General features: G+C 70.9%; 15 protein-coding genes. 10 read left to right on the top strand and 5 right to left on the bottom strand.

Annotated elements, in window-relative coordinates:
• Nucleotides 1–114 precede the first annotated feature (114 nt).
• The 10 genes from glmU (at nt 115) to IE195_RS06935 (ending at nt 11683) form a co-directional block, all read left to right on the top strand.
• Nucleotides 115–1581 carry a bifunctional UDP-N-acetylglucosamine diphosphorylase/glucosamine-1-phosphate N-acetyltransferase GlmU gene (gene glmU, locus IE195_RS06980; protein WP_191268612.1) on the top strand — a complete coding sequence of 489 codons (1467 nt, stop codon included), beginning with the start codon at nt 115–117 and terminating at the stop codon, nt 1579–1581.
• Between the two features lie 17 nt (nt 1582–1598).
• Nucleotides 1599–2567, top strand: a complete 969-nt coding sequence (locus tag IE195_RS06975) for a ribose-phosphate diphosphokinase (protein WP_191268610.1) — start codon at nt 1599–1601, stop codon at nt 2565–2567.
• A 337-nt stretch (nt 2568–2904) separates the two neighbouring features.
• Nucleotides 2905–3501, top strand: coding sequence for a 50S ribosomal protein L25/general stress protein Ctc (locus IE195_RS06970; protein ID WP_191268608.1), 597 nt, complete (start codon nt 2905–2907; stop codon nt 3499–3501).
• A gap of 135 nt (nt 3502–3636) precedes the next feature.
• Nucleotides 3637–4272 carry an aminoacyl-tRNA hydrolase gene (gene pth / locus IE195_RS06965; RefSeq protein ID WP_191268606.1) on the top strand — a complete coding sequence of 212 codons (636 nt, stop codon included), beginning with the start codon at nt 3637–3639 and terminating at the stop codon, nt 4270–4272.
• Between the two features lie 333 nt (nt 4273–4605).
• On the top strand, nt 4606–6150 hold the full coding sequence (locus IE195_RS06960; protein ID WP_191268604.1) for a sugar transferase: 1545 nt from the start codon (nt 4606–4608) through the stop codon (nt 6148–6150).
• Between the two features lie 3 nt (nt 6151–6153).
• The gene (locus IE195_RS06955; protein ID WP_191268601.1) at nt 6154–6945 is read left to right on the top strand and encodes a 3'(2'),5'-bisphosphate nucleotidase CysQ; all 792 of its coding nucleotides are present in this window, start codon (nt 6154–6156) and stop codon (nt 6943–6945) included.
• 59 nt (nt 6946–7004) lie between these two features.
• The gene (gene cysD, locus IE195_RS06950; protein ID WP_191268599.1) at nt 7005–7937 is read left to right on the top strand and encodes a sulfate adenylyltransferase subunit CysD; all 933 of its coding nucleotides are present in this window, start codon (nt 7005–7007) and stop codon (nt 7935–7937) included.
• A gap of 176 nt (nt 7938–8113) precedes the next feature.
• Nucleotides 8114–9382, top strand: a complete 1269-nt coding sequence (gene cysN, locus IE195_RS06945) for a sulfate adenylyltransferase subunit CysN (RefSeq protein WP_191268597.1) — start codon at nt 8114–8116, stop codon at nt 9380–9382.
• Nucleotides 9383–9530: 148 nt separating this feature from the next.
• A complete protein-coding gene (locus tag IE195_RS06940; protein ID WP_268249158.1) occupies nt 9531–10439 on the top strand; it encodes a sulfotransferase in 909 nt (302 codons plus the stop codon).
• Nucleotides 10440–10543: 104 nt separating this feature from the next.
• Complete coding sequence (locus IE195_RS06935; RefSeq protein WP_191268595.1) at nt 10544–11683, top strand: glycoside hydrolase family 26 protein; 1140 nt, start codon at nt 10544–10546, stop codon at nt 11681–11683.
• 24 nt (nt 11684–11707) lie between these two features.
• Here IE195_RS06935 and IE195_RS06930 read toward each other — a convergent pair whose 3' ends face one another.
• From IE195_RS06930 to IE195_RS06910, 5 genes are all read right to left on the bottom strand, one after another.
• Nucleotides 11708–12304 carry a GNAT family N-acetyltransferase gene (locus IE195_RS06930; protein ID WP_373295640.1) on the bottom strand — a complete coding sequence of 199 codons (597 nt, stop codon included), beginning with the start codon at nt 12302–12304 and terminating at the stop codon, nt 11708–11710.
• Nucleotides 12305–12435: 131 nt separating this feature from the next.
• Nucleotides 12436–13941, bottom strand: a complete 1506-nt coding sequence (locus IE195_RS06925) for a glycosyltransferase (protein WP_191268593.1) — start codon at nt 13939–13941, stop codon at nt 12436–12438.
• Entirely contained in the window at nt 13938–14396 is a 459-nt protein-coding gene (locus IE195_RS06920; RefSeq protein ID WP_191268591.1) for a glycosyltransferase family 28 protein, read from the bottom strand. Before IE195_RS06920 ends, IE195_RS06925 begins: the two co-directional genes overlap by 4 nt.
• 70 nt (nt 14397–14466) lie before the next feature.
• Nucleotides 14467–16041, bottom strand: coding sequence for a lipopolysaccharide biosynthesis protein (locus tag IE195_RS06915; RefSeq protein WP_373295637.1), 1575 nt, complete (start codon nt 16039–16041; stop codon nt 14467–14469).
• Nucleotides 16011–16886 carry a sulfotransferase family protein gene (locus IE195_RS06910; RefSeq protein ID WP_191268589.1) on the bottom strand — a complete coding sequence of 292 codons (876 nt, stop codon included), beginning with the start codon at nt 16884–16886 and terminating at the stop codon, nt 16011–16013. The genes IE195_RS06915 and IE195_RS06910 overlap by 31 nt, the downstream gene beginning before the upstream one ends.
• Between the last annotated feature and the right edge of the window lie 14 nt (nt 16887–16900).

Below are 16900 nucleotides of genomic sequence, written 5' to 3'. Positions count from 1 at the left end.
ATCCTTCCCATGTCGGCCGCTGGTCATCCGACGGCCGCCCGCGCGGCATGCGGGTCGCGCCGCCGCAGGGTGAGCCGACGTTCATATGCCAGCTATCACGAGGGGTCTCCTCCAGTGAGCGTGAACCGTCCGGCTGCCGTGATCATCCTCGCGGCGGGTGAGGGCACCCGAATGAAGTCGAAACTTCCCAAGGTCCTCCACGAACTCAACGGCCGCAGCATGCTCGGCCACGTGCTCCACGCATCCCGCGAACTCGATCCCCGAAGCACGGTCGTGGTCGTCGGCCACGCCCGCGACCAGGTGCGATCCCATCTGGAAGAGGTCGCCCCGGAGGCGACCACCGCGGTCCAGGAAGAGCAGAACGGCACCGGCCACGCCGTGCGCATGGCGGTCGAGGACCTCGCCGCCAGGGGCACCGAACTCTCCGGAACCGTCGTCCTCACCTGCGGCGACACGCCCCTGCTGCGCGGTGCGACGCTCGCCTCGCTCGTCGCGGAGCACGAGAAGGAGGGCAACGCGGTCACCGTGCTCTCCGCCCGTGTCCCCGACCCCCACGGCTACGGGCGCATCGTCCGAGACGCCGACGGGAGCTTCACCGAGATCGTCGAACACGCCGACGCCACGCCCGAGCAGCACGGCGTCGACGAGATCAACTCCGGGATGTACGCCTTCGACGGCGCGCTCCTGAGCAGGGTCGTCCAGCGCCTGTCCACCGACAACGCCAAGGGTGAGGAGTACATCACCGACGCCGTCGCCCTGCTCCGCGGTGACGGGCACCGGGTCGACGCCTGGAGCGCCCAGGACTGGAACGAGGTCCAGGGCGTCAACAACCGGGTCCAGCTCGCCGAGGCCCGGCGCGTCCTCAACGACAGGCTCCTCACCGAACACATGCTCTCCGGTGTCACGATCGTCGACCCCGCCACGACCTGGGTGGACGCCCAGGTGCACATCGGCGCGGACACCGTGCTCCACCCGAACTGCCGCCTCCACGGCACCACCAGGATCGGCGAGAACGCCGAGGTCGGCCCCGGCGCCGACCTGCGCGACACCCTCGTCGGCGACGGCGCGAAGGTTCGCGAGACCACCGCGGACCGGGCCGAGATCGGCCCCGGGGCGGCCGTCGGCCCCTACACCTACCTCCGGCCGGGCACCCGCCTGGCCGAACGGACCAAGGCCGGAGCCTTCGTCGAGGTCAAGAACTCGAACGTCGGCACCGCGTCCAAGATCCCGCACCTGACCTACGTCGGGGACGCGGACATCGGCGTGGGCAGCAACATCGGCTGCTCCTCGGTGTTCGTCAACTACGACGGGGTCACCAAGTCCCGGAGCACGATCGGCGACCACGTCCGCATCGGCAGCGACAACACGATCGTCGCTCCCGTGCACGTCGGCGACGGTTCCTACTCCGGGGCCGGGACCGTGGTCCGTGACGACGTCCCTCCGGGCGCCCTGGCGATCTCCGAGGGGCACCGGCAGCGTAACGTCGAGGGCTGGACGCAGCGCAAGCGTCCGGGAACTCCGTCCGCCGAGGCGGCGGAGCAGGCGGAGCGGCACAGAGCCGACGACGCGAACAAGCAGTGACTGTGGGGGAGAAACACGTGACCGGCATGAAGGCCACCGGCCAGAAACAACTGATGCTTTTCTCGGGGCGCACGCACCCCGCACTGGCCGAGGAGGTCGCGAAGGAGCTGGGGATCGAGGTGGTCCCCACCCGGTTCGACACCTTCGCCAACGGCGAGATCTTCATGCGGTACCTGGAGTCCGTGCGCGGCAGTGACGCGTTCGTCATCCAGAGCCACGCCGACCCGGTCAACGAGTCGATCATGGAGCAGCTCATCATGGTGGACGCGCTCAAGCGCGCCTCCGCCAAGAGGATCACCGTGGTCACGCCGATCCTGGGCTACGCCCGCCAGGACAAGAAGCACCGGGGCCGCGAGCCCATCTCCTCCCGTCTGGTGACCGATCTGTTCCGGACCGCGGGCGCGGACCGGATGATGGCGGTCGACCTGCACACCGACCAGATCCAGGGCTTCTTCGACGGCCCGGTGGACCACCTGTTCGCGCTGCCGATCCTGGCCGACCACGTCGCCCACCAGGTCGAGCACTCCGAGATCACCGTGGTCTCCCCGGACGCCGGCCGGGTGCGCACCGCCGACCGCTGGGCGGACCGCCTGGGCGCGCCCCTGGCGATCATCCACAAGCGCCGTGACCCGGACGTCGCCAACCAGGTGAAGGTCCACGAGGTCGTCGGTGAGGTCAAGGGCCGGGTCTGTGTCCTGGTGGACGACATGATCGACACCGGCGGCACCATCGTGAAGGCCTCCGAGGCCCTCTTCGAGCAGGGCGCGAAGAAGGTCATCGTCGCCGCCACGCACGGTGTGCTGTCGGGCCCCGCGGCCGAGCGCCTGCAGAACTCGCGCATCTCCGAGGTGGTCATCACCAACACGCTGCCCGTCCCCCAGGAGCGCTCCTTCGACAAGCTCACGCAGCTTTCGATCGCGCCGCTGGTCGCCCGCGCGATCAGTGAGGTCTTCACCGACGGCTCCGTCACCAGCCTGTTCGAGTAGGACCTGCCGCCCGCGGCCCACCGGCGGGGCCGACCCCGGCCCCGCCGGTAGGGCATGTACGGAGTCGTCACCAGAGCCAGTAGACTTGGCCGAGTGTCCCCGTGCCCGGGTGGATTCCTGCGTGTCTCCGCCTGGAAACAACGCGGGCAGGGGTGCGCGACGAGCGTTCCCGGGCCGGACGGGTCCGGTGGCGGCTCGCCGGGCACGCCTGGAACCAGGGCGGTTGCGTCCCCTGCAAGCTGGGTGACCCCGCCGCTTCCCCGCCCAGGGCGGGAATCGTTCGTACTACTGGAGTCGTGTTCCCCGTACTGCGGGGTTGAACCCGAGGAGTTTTGTCGTGTCCGAGGTACGTATCGCTGCCGAGCCCCGCACGGAATTCGGCAAGGGCGCCTCCCGTCGCGCCCGCCGCGCGGGTAAGGTGCCGGCCGTCCTCTACGGCCACGGCACCGAGCCCCGCCACCTGAACCTGCCGGGCCACGATCTCATGCTCGCCCTGAAGACCCCGAACGTCCTGATTCGTCTCGACGGCCTGGACAAGGACAACCTTGCCCTGCCCAAGAGCGTGCAGCGCGACGCCATCAAGGGCTTCCTGGAGCACGTCGACCTGCTCGTCGTCTCCAAGGGTGAGAAGGTCGAGGTCGAGATCAACGTCTCCCTCACCGGTGAGGTCAAGGCTCCCGGCGTGCTCAACCAGGAGCTCGTCACCGTGACCGTCGAGGCTGAGGCCACCCACATCCCCGAGGGTGTCGAGTTCGACATCGAGGGCCTGGAGGTCGGCGCCAACCCGACCGCCGCCGACCTGAAGCTGCCCGCGGGCGTTTCCCTGGTCACCGACCCCGAGTCGATCCTGCTCACCGTCTCCGCGCCGCGCGTGGAGGAGGAGCCGGAGACCAGCGGCGAGGCCTCCGAGGCCACCGAGGCCGCCGCCGAGTAGGTCCTGTTCGGCCGAACACGACCTGGCGGTGCGCACACCACGCGCCTGACGACCGAACGCGCGGTCCCCGGAAGACGGGGGCCGCGCGTTCGGCGTTTTCGGGGGTGCCCCCGCTGATCGGTAGTGTCGGTCGGCATGTGGAACTTGTTGGGCAGGTTGGGAATCCGGAAGAGCAGGGACGGCGAGGACATGGCTGAGGCTGAGCGCTGGCTGGTCGTGGGGTTGGGCAACCCGGGCCCCAAGTACGCGGGCAACCGGCACAACGCCGGGTTCATGGTGGTGGACGCCATGGCCGCGGACAAGGGTGAGCGGTGGAAGGCGCACAAGGCGCACGCCGAGGTCGTCCAGACCCGGATCGACGGCGTTTCGGTGGTGCTGGCCAAGCCGCGCACCTTCATGAACCTGTCCGGTGGGCCGATCGCCGGGCTGGCGAAGTTCTACCGGGTCCCGGTGGAGCGGGTCGTCGTCGTGCACGACGAGTTGGACATCGACTTCGGGGCCCTCCGGCTCAAGAAGGGCGGCGGCTCCGGCGGCCACAACGGGCTGAAGTCGACCACCGCCTCCCTGGGCGGCCCCGACTACCTGCGGGTCCGCTTCGGCGTCGGCCGTCCCCCCGGCCGGATGGACGCGGCCGCCTACGTGCTGCGCGACTTCTCCTCGGTCGAGCGCTCCGAGCTGGACCTGAACGTCGAGCGGGCCGCCGACGCGGTCCGCACGATCCTGACCGAGGGCCTGGACCGGGCCCAGAACATCTTCCACACCGCCGCCTGACCCCGGTTCGGACCCGGCCCGCCCGGAGGGCTCTCCCGGCGGGTCACGTTCCGCACAGGGTTTCGGTCCTGGAAGTTCTCGGCGGGTGCCTGTCCCTTGAGGAGGGCCCCGCCGGTCTCAGAACAGACACATTCTCGGTGGGACCGGGACTTCTTCCCCAACAGGCCGCAACTCCGAGCGACTTTTCCACTACTTTTGGTTACTGTTCGGGGTGGCAGTACGCGTTCTGCGCCCGACGACACGCCCCGCTCACATCCTCCGCGTGAGTCCCGTGGCGCCAGGGGCGGTTACTCCTAGTGAGTGCTTGAATCCGTACGCGGTCTTGGGGGACACGTGGTCACAACCAGCGGGGTGGACACCATCCAGGGGAAGCCCTCCGCACAGCAGAAGAAGCGGCCGGAGCCGCGGCGTCCGCACCGGGAGGCGAGGCCGTTCGCGCCCGCCCCGCGGCAGGGCGAGCCGAACACCGGTCCGAGGTCCGAAACCTGGCTCCGCCCCTACGTCATCGGGCTGGTCGTCCTCGACCTGGCAGCCGCGTTCGCCGCGGCCCTCGCCGGAACCGGGGTCCGCTTCCACGGCTCCCTGCTGGCGGACACCACCGTCCCCTACCTCCTCCTCTCCCTGATCCTGCCCCCGGTCTGGGTCGCCTTCGTCCGGCTGGGCGGCGGCTACGAGCGGCGTTTCCTCGGGATCGGAACCGAGGAGTACCGCAGGGTCGCGGTCTCCGGGGCGGTTCTGGCCGCGACCGTCGCGATCGGCGCCTACGCCGTCAAGTTCGACCTCGCCCGCGGGTACGTGCTGGTCGCGCTACCCCTGATCGTCCTGCTCAGCCTCGGCCTGCGCTACGCGCGCCGCAAGGCGCTGCACCGGCGCCGCCGGTTCGGGGCGTGCATGAGCGGGGTCGTGGTCGTCGGCCACGGGGTGGCCGCCAGCGACCTCATCCGCCGGTTCCGCGACGAGAGCCACCACGGCATGCGGGTGGTGGGCGTGTGCCTGCCCGAGCGCGAGGCCCCGAGGGCCGAGGTGGAGGGCTGCCCGGTGCTGGGCACCTTCGCCGACGCCGCCGACGTCGCCGCCCTGACCGGGGCGGACACCGTCGCGGTCCTGGCCTGTCCGGAGATGGACGGCGTGGAACTGCGCCGCCTGGCCTGGCGGCTGGAGAAGACCGGCACCGACCTGACCGTCGCCTCCGCCCTCATGGAGGTGGCCGGTCCGCGCACCACGATCCGCCCGGTGGCGGGCCTGCCCCTCCTGCACGTGGAACACCCCGAACTCGTGGGTGCGCGCCGCCTGGTCAAGGGGGCCTTCGACCGCTGCGCCGCGGCGCTCGCCCTGATCCTGCTCTCGCCCCTCTTCCTCGTGCTGTGCGCGCTCATCCGCGCCGAGGGCGGACCCGCCCTTTTCAGGCAGACACGCGTAGGACGGGGTGGGATCGAGTTCACCGTGTACAAGTTCCGTACGATGGTGGTCGGGGCGGAGACCCTGAAAACGGTTCTCCAGTCCCACAACGAGCACGACGGTGTGCTGTTCAAGATGCGTCGGGACCCCAGGGTCACGCCCGTCGGGGCGTGGCTGCGCCGTTACTCGCTCGACGAGCTTCCCCAGCTCGTCAACGTGGTACGCGGGGAGATGTCGCTCGTCGGACCCAGGCCCCCGCTGCCGGAGGAGGTCGCCCAGTACGGGCACGACGTCCGACGACGGCTGGTGGTCCAACCGGGAATGACGGGCCTTTGGCAGGTCAGCGGCCGATCCGACCTTTCCTGGGAGGAATCGGTCCGCCTGGATCTGCGGTACGTGGAAAACTGGTCGCTGACGTTGGACATCCAGATCCTGTGGAAGACGTGGTCAGCGGTGATCCGTGGGGCGGGAGCATACTAGCCGGTGAAGAGCATCCGAAACGATCATGAGGTGGCCCGAGACCTGGCGAGCGAGGCCGGACAGCTGCTGCTGCGCCTGCGCGCCCGCCACGGCTTCGACGAGCCCGAGGTTCTGCGCACCCTGGGTGACCGCACCTCGCACGAGTTCCTCTTCTCCGCGCTCGGGCGGCTGCGGCCCAGCGACGCGGTGCTCTCCGAGGAGGGCTCCGACGACCTGGCCCGGTTGAAGGCGAGGCGGGTGTGGATCATCGACCCGCTCGACGGGACCCGCGAGTTCTCCGAGCCCGGCCGCACCGACTGGGCGGTGCACGTGGCGCTCTGGGAGAACGGCGAACTGGTCGCCGGTGCGGTGGCCCTGCCCGCCCAGGGCAGCTGCCTGTCCACGGTCGACCCGCCGTGGCTGCCGGAGGAGCGCCCGGAGGGCCAGCGGCTGCGCATCACCGCCAGCCGGACCCGGCCGCCCGCGTTCGTGCAGCGGATGGCCACCCAACTCGGCGCCGAGGTGGTCCCGATGGGGTCGGCCGGCGCGAAGATCTGCGCCGTACTGCTCGGGATCGCCGACATCTACGTGCACGCGGGCGGCCAGTACGAGTGGGACAGTGCCGCCCCGGTGGCGGTCGCGCGCGCCTCGGGTCTGCACACCTCCCGGATCGACGGCTCGGAGCTGCGCTACAACGTAGCCGATCCGCTACTCCCGGATATCCTTGTATGTCGATCGGAATTGTCGGGTATGTTGTTGGCAAGCATCCGCGACGGCGCGGACCTTGACAGCGCCGGTCCGCACGCGGGGGGCTGAACCGAAGACCCTCCGCGGTGGAACCGGCCGTGTGTGTCGGTACTTCTAAGGCGGATTCCATGGGTCAGGCGAGTCAGCAGGCGCTCGGGCGTTACCAGCTCTCCCAGCTGGACGTCCTTGAGGCCGAGGCGATCTTCATCATGCGCGAGGTGGCGGCGGAGTTCGAGCGCCCCGTGCTGCTCTTCTCCGGCGGCAAGGACTCCATCGTCATGCTGCGGCTGGCGGAGAAGGCCTTCTGGCCCGGGCCGATCCCGTTCCCCGTCATGCACGTCGACACCGGCCACAACTTCGAAGAGGTCATCGAGTTCCGGGACCGCAGGGTGGCCCAGGCCGGGGTGCGCCTGGTCGTCGCCTCGGTCCAGGAGCAGATCGACTCGGGCAAGGTCACCGAGCTCACCGGCCGCTGGGCCAGCCGCAACCGCCTCCAGACCTCGGCTCTGCTGGAGGCCATCGAGGACAACGGCTTCGACGCCGCCTTCGGGGGCGCCCGCCGGGACGAGGAGAAGGCCCGGGCCAAGGAGCGGGTCTTCTCCTTCCGGGACGAGTTCGGCCAGTGGGACCCCAAGAACCAGCGCCCCGAACTGTGGAGCGTGTTCAACACCCGGATCAACCGGGGCGAGCACATCCGTGTCTTCCCCATCTCCAACTGGACCGAGCTCGACGTGTGGGGCTACATCCAGCGCGAGCGCCTGGAACTGCCCTCGATCTACTTCGCCCACGAGCGGAGCGTGTTCGAGCGCGACGGCATCCTGCTCGCGGACTCACCGCTCATCCAGCGCGACGCCACCGAGGTGCCCTTCACCGAGACCGTTCGCTACCGCACCGTCGGCGACCTGACCTGCACCGGAGCGGTCAAGTCCACGGCCGTGGAGCTGGACGACATCATCACGGAGATCGCCGCGACCAGGGTCACCGAGCGCGGCCAGACCCGCGCCGACGACCGGGCCAGCGAGGCCGCGATGGAGGACCGCAAGCGCGAGGGCTACTTCTGACCGTGTTTGCTTTGGGCCTCCGCTGGCGCTTCGGCCCGTGTCCGGGCGCCTCATAGGAGGAACCCAAAGAACACCCCCCGGGGTTCCTGTCCCGCTTCGGCCCCGCGCCCTGACCGGCGCACCTCGCACTCCCGGTTGTTGAACCGCCCCACCCTTCGCACATTGGACCAGGCAACATGAGCAACGACATCCTGCGGTTCGCCACGGCGGGTTCCGTGGACGACGGTAAGAGCACCCTGATCGGCCGCCTGCTGTACGACTCCAAGTCCATCTTCGAGGACCAGCTCGACGCCGTGGAGCGCACCAGCGTCGCGCGCGGCGAGGAGCAGACCAACCTGGCGCTGCTCACCGACGGGCTCCGCGCCGAGCGCGAGCAGGGCATCACCATCGACGTGGCGTACCGCTACTTCGCCACGCCCAAGCGCACCTTCATCATCGCCGACACCCCCGGGCACATCCAGTACACCCGGAACATGGTCACCGGCGCCTCCACCTCCGACCTGGCGATCATCCTGGTGGACGCCCGCAAGGGCCTCCAGGAGCAGAGCCGCCGCCACGCCTTCCTCGCGACCCTGCTGCAGGTGCCGCACCTGGTGCTCGCGGTGAACAAGATGGACCTGGTCGACTACTCCCAGGACCGCTTCGAGGAGATCAAGGCCGAGTTCAGCGAGTTCGCCGCCAAGCTGGACGCGCGCGACCTCACCTTCGTGCCGATCTCCGCGCTGCACGGCGACAACGTGGTGAGCCGGTCCGAGAACATGCCCTGGTACACGGGCTGCTCGCTGCTGCACCACCTGGAGAACGTGCACATCGCCTCGGACCGCAACCTGATCGACGCGCGCTTCCCGGTGCAGTACGTGGTCCGTCCGCACAAGTCGGACGACCCCGAGCTGCACGACTACCGCGGCTACGCGGGCCAGCTCGCGGGCGGCGTCCTCAAGCCGGGGGACGAGGTCACCCACCTGCCCTCGGGGCTGTCCACGCGGATCACGAAGATCCTCACCGCGGACGGGGAGGTCGCGGAGGCGTTCTCGCCGATGTCGGTCAGCCTGCTGCTGGAGGACGACATCGACATCTCCCGGGGCGACATGATCTGCCGTCCCAACAACACCCCGGTGGTCTCCCAGGACATCGAGGCGATGGTCTGCTGGATGACGGACTCCCGCAAGCTCACGCCGCGCTCCAAGCTCATCGTCAAGCACACGACCCGTACCGCGAAGGTGATGGTCAAGGACCTGCGCTACCGGTTGGACGTCAACTCGCTGCACCGTGACGAGTCCGCCGACCACCTCGCCCTGAACGAGATCGGCCGGGTGCGGCTGCGCTCCGCCCAGCCCCTGTTCGTCGACGAGTACGCGAAGAACCGGCAGACCGGCGGGTTCATCCTCATCGACGAGGCCACCAACACCACGGTGGGCGCGGGAATGGTCGTCAAGGCCGAGTAGCGCGTGCTGGGAGAACAGCCCGATCCGAGCGGGGCCGCTTCCGGCGGCCCGGCTTCGTGTCACCGGGAAAGGGCCGAGCTATCGTCACGTTCCGGCAAAATCAACTGACCCAAAGTAATAACCTGGGGAAGTGGATGGATATCGTCTGGTGTTCGTCGGTGGGATGGGCCGCTCCGGCTCCACCCTGATCGAACGCCTCCTCGGTGAGCTGCCCGGATTCTGCTCCGTCGGTGAGATCGTGCACCTGTGGCGCAGGGGGCTGGTGGAGAACGAGCGCTGCGGCTGCGGCCTGGCCTTCGCGGACTGCGGTTTCTGGAGCGACGTGGGCAGGAGGGCGTTCGGCGGCTGGGACCGCCTGGACGTCCAGCGGGTGCTGCGCCTCAAGGACAGCGTCGACCGCACCCGTTTCCTGCCGGGCCTGCTCAACGGGCCGACGGGGGAGGGCCCCCTCGCGCTGCGCAGTGAGCGTTACACCGAGTTCTACCACCGCCTCTACTCGGCGGTCGCGCAGGTCAGCGGTGCTCGGGTGATCGTGGACGCGAGCAAGCACGCCTCGCTGGCGGCCTGCCTGCGCCAGCGGTACGGAGCCCGGATGCGCCTCCTGCACGTGGTGCGCGACCCCCGGGCGGTGGCGCACTCCTGGGGCAAGCGGGTGGTGCGCCCGGACGCCGCTCCGGGCAGTAGCGAGCCGGAGATGGCGCGGTACTCGGCCGGTCGTTCGGCGGTGCAGTGGATGACCCAGAACTCCTCGCTGGACGCGCTGGCCCGGCGGGGGACCCCGACCCTGCGGGTGCGTTACGAGGACTTCGTGGCCGCGCCGGAGGACGAGTTCGGCCGTATCGCCGACTTCGCGGGCCACACGGGGGATCCGCTCGTCCTGGGTGAGGGCGGTGTGGAGCTGTCCGGGGGGCACGCGGTCTCCGGCAACCCGATGCGTTTCCGGTCCGGTCCGGTCGGCGTCCGCGCGGACCACGGCTGGCGGGAGGGGCTCGCTCCGTGGCGTCGGCGCCTGGTCACCGCGGTGACCACCCCGACACGCGGTCGCTATGGGTACTGATGTCCGCTAGGCGAACCAGGGGGTGTTGCGCGTGCGAAACATGACGTATGGTCATCATGTGAACACTCTGTGTCGTATTCTGATGACCTAGGGGGCGATTGGCCGTGGGTAGCGGACCGGTACGAGGTACGGCGGTGGCGATCTCGGTGCTACTAGCCCTGGGACTGGTCGGGGCGGGAGACAGCCCCGGCGGCGCTTCGGTGCCGGCGGAGAGCCAGTTTCCCGAAAGCCGTCCGGGCCCGAACACGGCTCCGTTCCTCGGCCTGCCTCCGCCGCGTGAGACCCGCTGCACCGTCTCGGACATCCTCGAACCCTCGTGCGGGGTCTGGTGGGGCGCCAGCCCCTACGGCGGCGACGTGGAGTCGCTGGAGTCCGCGGCCGACCGGAACATGGACATCGTCTACACCTGGCGCGGCATCGACCAGGCCGACGTTCCGGGGGAGCGGGAGCGGAGGCTGGTCGCCCAGGGCCGCTTCGTGCACACCAACATCGAGGCCCGCCGGTTCACCCGGTCGGGGCATCCGGCCATCGCCTACCGCGACATCCTCGCGGGCCGGTTCGACTCCTCGCTGCGCTCCCAGGCCCGGGGCGTCGCCGAGCTGGAGGTGCCCTACTTCATCACCTTCGACCACGAGGCCGACGGCAAGAACCGCTACAACAACCGGGGCACCCCGGAGGAGTTCGTGCGCTCCTGGCGGCACATCGTCGACCTGTACCGGGCCGAGGGCGCGGACAACGCCATCTGGGTGTGGAACGTGACCGGTTGGCCCGGCAACGTGGACCGCCTCCCCGGCCTCTGGCCCGGCAACGACTACGTCGACTGGATCAGCTGGGAGGCCTACAACATGACCGGCTGTGACAAGATGTCGAACTGGGACCACGTCGACTCCTTCGAGGACGCGCTCTCCCCGACCTACGACTGGATTCAGGAGGAGGGGCCCAAACACGGCATCGACCCCGACAAACCGGTCATGATCGGGGAGATGGGCACCACCGACATCGGTCCCGGCGAAACCCTGAAGTGGTACGCGGACATCCCGGACGTCCTCCGGCGCTACGAGCGGGTGCGCGCCGTCAAGCTCTGGGACAGCAAGGTCTCCGACGGCTGCGACTTCCGCGTCCAGGCCAACGATTACGCCCGGCGCGGCTTCGAACTGGCCGGCCAGGACCCCTACGTGCACCTGCCGGACCGGGTCCGGCGCCTCGCGGAGTACGCCGCGACCCGGGACCGGTCCCGGGACTGACCCCGGGTTCGGCCGCCGGGCCGGTCAGCCGCCCGCCGGCCGGAGCATGGACCAGGTGCGCGGTCCGCCGTCGGGCAGGTCGTACTCCGCGGTGGCCCGGAAGCCCAACGACTCGTACAGTCCGACGTTCTCCGGTGCCGAGGTCTCCAGGAACGAGGGCACGCCCGCCGCGTCCGCCTCGCGCAGCCCGGCACTGACGACCCCGCGCCCCAGCCCGCGGCCCCGCGACCCGGGGCGAACCCCCACGGTTCCCAGGAACCAGACGGGTCCGGTCGGGCGGTGCCGCTCCATGGCCTCCTCCGCCGAGGCGTAGGCGTCCGCGCGGTCGCCCGCCAGCTGCACCAGTGTGGGCAGCAGGTCCGCCATGACGGACTCGGCCCCGCCGGAGTCGGGGGTGGACCAGACGGCGACGGCGTCCAGTCCGTCACTCACCCACACCCGGCCGTGCGGCAGCCCGATCTCGGCGAGGAAGAGCCGTTGGAACTCGCGCAGCCTGGCGAGGTGGTCGTCGGCGGAGATGGTGTGCCGGGTGAAGGGGTAGTCACGAAAGGCAGCGGCCAGTGTGTCCGCGGCCCCGTCCACGTCCTCGACGGCGGCTTCCCTGATCGTGTGCTTCCTGATGGCGCTGTCCCCTGGTCCGCTCCGGTGCCTGCGCCCCGTGCGGGGCCGCCCGTGAGGTTATCGAACGGGCCCGGACCGGAGCCACCGGGTTTTCGGCCCGCGGCTGCCGGTCCGCCCCGCGGACGCCGCCGCTACAGGCCTCTGCCGCGCAGGTGCAGCAGGCGCAGGACCCAGCCCGCCGGAAACCCGCAGACCACCAGCAGGGCCAGGTAGGCCCGCCCCTCCACCGGCCGCCTGCGCAGGGTCCGCCCGATCCACCCCAGCGCCCGGCCGCGCCGGCCGGCGGCCGCCTCGGCGAACGCGATCTGCCCCGCGACCCGGGCGTAGCCGCTCGGTACCAGGGCGAACTCCGGGTAGCGCTCCAGCAGCCAGCGCAACGCGGTGGAGATGGTCTGCCACCGCTCGGAGAAGAAGGACTTGCGGTGCCACAGCACCCGCACGCCGGGCTCGGGGATGTTGCGGATCGGGCCCCGCCGCGCCAACCGCAGGAGCAGCTCGTAGTCCTCCGCGTAACTGCCGGGGATCTCCTCGCTCACCGTCCCGCAACCGCCGATCATCGCCCCGCGGCGGATCAGGAAGGTCGACGGGTGCAGCTCGGTCAGGCGGGACCTCAGCAGGTCGCCGAAGGTGACGCTGGTCCGGTCCAGGACCCGCTCCGACTCCACCTTGTCGTAGACCACCTGGATGCCGCAGCACACCATGTCGGTCCCCGGCTCCGCGCGCATCACCTCCACCTGCGCCCGGAGCTTCTCGGGCATCCAGGTGTCGTCGTCGTCACAGAAGGCCACGAGGTCGGTGTCGGCGCCCAGCACACCGGTGTTGCGGGCCCCGGCCAGCCCCGGGGTGAGCGTGTTGGTCACCACCCGGACGGGGCGGTCGCCCTCGGCGTGGGCGAGCGAGGGGTCGGGCTGGTCGTTGTCGAACACCACGATGGTGGTGATCCGCCCCGGGTAGTCCTGCTCGACGATCGCCCGCAGGGTGCGGCGCAGCAGTTCGGGGCGGTCCCGGGTGGGCACGACCACCGTCACCGCGGGCCAGGTGTCGGCCGGGTCGGGGGCCACGGTCGCCGGGGCCGCGCCGTCCTGCCCGCCGTCGGTGAGCAGGTCGATCAGCTCGCCCGCGCGCAGCGCGGCGCGGTCGGGTCCGTCGTCGGACCCGGGGTCCACCCGGAAGTCCTCGGGGGAGGCCAGCGCCCTGTCGAGGAACGCGTGCAGCTGTTGGGCGGTCGAGCAGGCGTGCACCCGGCCCGCCTCCTCCACCCGCCGGACGAACAACAGCTGGTGGTCGTCCACGTGCTCCTCCAGTTCGGGGTCCCGGGCGACCACGACGGGCAGGTGTCCGGCGGCCCGGGCCTGGGTGATGGTTCCGGGGCCGCCGTGCGTGACGACCACGGTCGCCCCGCGCATCGCCCCGGACAGCTCCTCTCCGGGCAGGAACGGGGTCCCCGAGGCCCTCTCCGGGGCTGAACTGTGTCCGTGCTGGACGAGGACGCGCAGGTCAGGGCGGCGGCGCGCGTAGTCGTCGGCCCAGCGCACCAGTCGGTCGAACGCGTGGTGGTCGGTGCCCAGGCTGACCACCACGTCGGGGTGGTCGCTGCCGTCGGGGCGGTGTGCGGAGCGTGCGGTCTGTTCGGTCACAGGAGCGGTCCTACGGTGATGGCGGTCGGCATGAACGAACGCTGTTCCTCCCACTGGGCGAGGAACAGGCGGGTGAAGGGCTTGCAGAGCCTGGCGGTGAGGGTGGGGGTGTCGATGCGGTCGTAGACCTCGATGTAGACGGTGGGGACACGCGTCAGCCAGGCCAGGACGAAGAACGGCAGGGCGACCCCGGCCCCGGTGCTGACCACCACCGCGGGGCGCTGTGCGCGCATCACCCGCAGGGCCAGAACGGTGTTGCGCAGCAGGTTGCCGACGTTCCTGGTGGTGGGGTGGTGGGCCCAGCGCACCGACTCCCCGGCCAGCGCTGACTCGGCGTCCGTGGTGCGGAAGGTGACCCACACGCGTTCCCGCTCCCGCCACCAGGGACGCAACGAGCGCAGTTGGGTGAGGTGGCCTCCGCTGGAGGCCACCAGGAGAACCGGTCGTGCAGACATCTCGTGATCAGTCCATCGCTGTGAGTGTTCGATTGTGGGTACGGGGTGCACAGGAGAGCGAAGACCCGGGTCACCTCCGCGGTTCCAGGTGCCCGCGCGCGAGCCAGACCGTGCACAGGTGACCGGCCGCCCCCGCGAGCACCCCCGCGATCAGCGTCGGCACACCCGGGCCGGCCACCGCCTCCAGCAGCACCGGCAGGGCTCCGAACCACAGCAGGGCGCTACCGGTCGCCACCAGCACCGGCCGGCTGAACGGGTGCAGCACCACGAGGGACCTCAGCTGCCACAACGGCAGGAGTTTGCGGACCAGTACGGCGACCACCAGGGCCCCCGCCGCGCCCGCGGCCCCGTGTGAGGGCACCAGCAGGACACCGGCCACGACGCTGGCCAGGAGCGACATCACGTTGTTGAGCAGGTTCAACCCGGTCCGCCCGGTCATCGTCAGGACGAGGTCGCCCATCCCCAGCACCGAGGCGGCCAGCTGGCCCGCGCACACCACGACCAGTGCAGTCGCCCCCGCGGAGTACCCGGTGCCGAACAGCCGCATCACCTCGGGCGCGAACATCAGCGCCGACAGGTACAGCGGCCAGTTGAGACAGACCAGCCAGGAGGTCCCCGCCTGGTACAGCGCGCGCACCGATCCGTGCTCCCCGGCGGCCAGCAGTTCCGCGAACCGGGGCTGGGCCGTGTACAGCACCGCCTGGGTGCAGAACTGACCGACGACCATGATCCGGGTGGCCGCGGTGAACACCGCCGCGCCGGTCAGTCCGTGCAGCAGCGCCACCATGACCACACCGCCCCGTTGGACCCCGGCCTGGGCGACCCCGCCCAGGGCCCGGGGCAGCGCGAACGACCAGAACTCCGCCGGGGTGACCCGCTCCTGACGGTCTCCCGGCCCGCTCCGCTCCTCCACCGCCGGGGAGACGTCCCCGGGCGAGGGCGCGGCCTCTGCCCCGCGCACGATCCGGCCGAGCCAGAACCAGGCCAGCACCGCCGCGGGCAGGTACGGTCCGGCCCAGGCCAGGGCGAGGAACCCGGCGGAACCGGAGAGCGCGATCATCGCGACCAGGCCCAGCTGTGCCAGCGGACGGCCCACCTTGTCCACCAGGACCGTGACCGACATGTCGTGGTGGGCGCGGGTCGCCGCCAGCACGGAGTCGGTGAGCACCGCGAACGGCAGGAAGAGCGCGAGCAGCCGCAGGTAGGCGGCGGCCTCCTGCGGACCCAGGGCGTCCGCCAGCGGCCGGGCGAGGACCACCAGCAGTACGGAGACCAGGCAGGCCGCCAGGACCGCGGGGCCCAGCGCCAGCCGCAGCAGCGCCGGGACACCGCCGGGACGGCCGAACACCCGCAGCCGGGCGATGAAGTACACCAGACCGTCCGGGGCGCCCGCGTTGGCCACCGCGGCCGTGATCAGGAACACCGACGTGGCCGAGAACAGCAGCCCCGCCGTCTCCTGCGAGAACGCCCGGGTGATCGCCACGATCAGCGCGAGGTTGAGGGCGGCACCCACCACGGCACCCGCCATGTTGACCGCCCCGCCGCGCAGGATCCGCCCGAGGCCGCGGTCGCGGAGACCGCCGGGGCCCGCCGGGGAGGGGGCTCGCGTCGAGGTCACGCGCGCCACGAGGGGGTGCGCCCCCACCAGTCGGCGAGACGGGCGTCGCTGTCGGCGAACCGCTCGGTGAGCTCGGCGCGCAGGGAGTCGGGCATGACCGCGCGTTTACGGGCGTTGTGGCGGCCCGGAGCGGTCTCCGGTCCCGGCGGCAGGCCGAGGAACCGGACGATCCCGCCCAGGGCCCGGGGGGTGCCGTCGAACAGGTCGGCGTAGTCCACCACGTGCATGCGCTCGCGGCCCAGGTGCCGTTCCATCCTGACCAGCTGGTCGACGTAGCGGCCCCGGGCCACGTACCCGTGGTGCTGGTGGGAGTGCGAGTGGTGGCCGGGATCCGCCACCAGCCGCTCCTCGGTACCGGCCAGCCGCTTGTCCTCCAGCTCGACCGCCCGGGCGAACGGCTCCGTCTCGAACCCGCGCGCGCTCTCGTGGGCGTGCGCGGAGTAGGCGCGCTCGACCGGGTCGCGCAGGATCACCACGACCCGCACCCGGGGCAGTTCACGGGCGATCCGTTCGGCGGCCAGGGGGTGGAAGAGGTAGTACGGGCTGGACTCGAACGCCCTGATCCGGGGCCGCCCCCGGCGGGCCCGCAGGCTGGCGCGCAGGGGGAAGTGCGAGCGGTACCAGCCCAGCCCGTTGTGGTGGCCGGTGTCGAAGTAGTGGACCCCCTTGCGCAGGACGGGGCCGGTCGCCGCCGGGTGCTGGGACAGGGCCTTGAACAGCGAGGTGGTGCCCGAACGCTGGGCCCCGCAGATGAGGAAGTCGGGCAGGGCCCGGGCGGTGCTGGTCACACCGCCCAGGCCGTCGGCGATCGGTAGCAGGGCACGCCTGGCCGGGGCGGCGAGGCGGCTCAGAGCAGAGGTGGCCCGGGGCATCGCGAGCTCCTTCG

Source organism: Nocardiopsis terrae (genome assembly GCF_014651695.1).
Taxonomy (GTDB): Bacteria; Actinomycetota; Actinomycetes; order Streptosporangiales; family Streptosporangiaceae; genus Nocardiopsis; species Nocardiopsis terrae.
This window is presented reverse-complemented; position numbering and strand designations above follow the sequence as displayed.

Bases quoted from the DNA above. Each gene is read 5' to 3' on its own strand.
- IE195_RS06920 (WP_191268591.1), bottom strand. From the start codon at position 14,396: ATGTCTGCACGACCGGTTCTCCTGGTGGCCTCCAGCGGAGGCCACCTC.
- cysD (WP_191268599.1), top strand. From the start codon at position 7,005: ATGGGTCAGGCGAGTCAGCAGGCGCTCGGGCGTTACCAGCTCTCCCAG.
- pth (WP_191268606.1), top strand. From the start codon at position 3,637: ATGTGGAACTTGTTGGGCAGGTTGGGAATCCGGAAGAGCAGGGACGGC.
- IE195_RS06910 (WP_191268589.1), bottom strand. From the start codon at position 16,886: ATGCCCCGGGCCACCTCTGCTCTGAGCCGCCTCGCCGCCCCGGCCAGG.
- cysN (WP_191268597.1), top strand. From the start codon at position 8,114: ATGAGCAACGACATCCTGCGGTTCGCCACGGCGGGTTCCGTGGACGAC.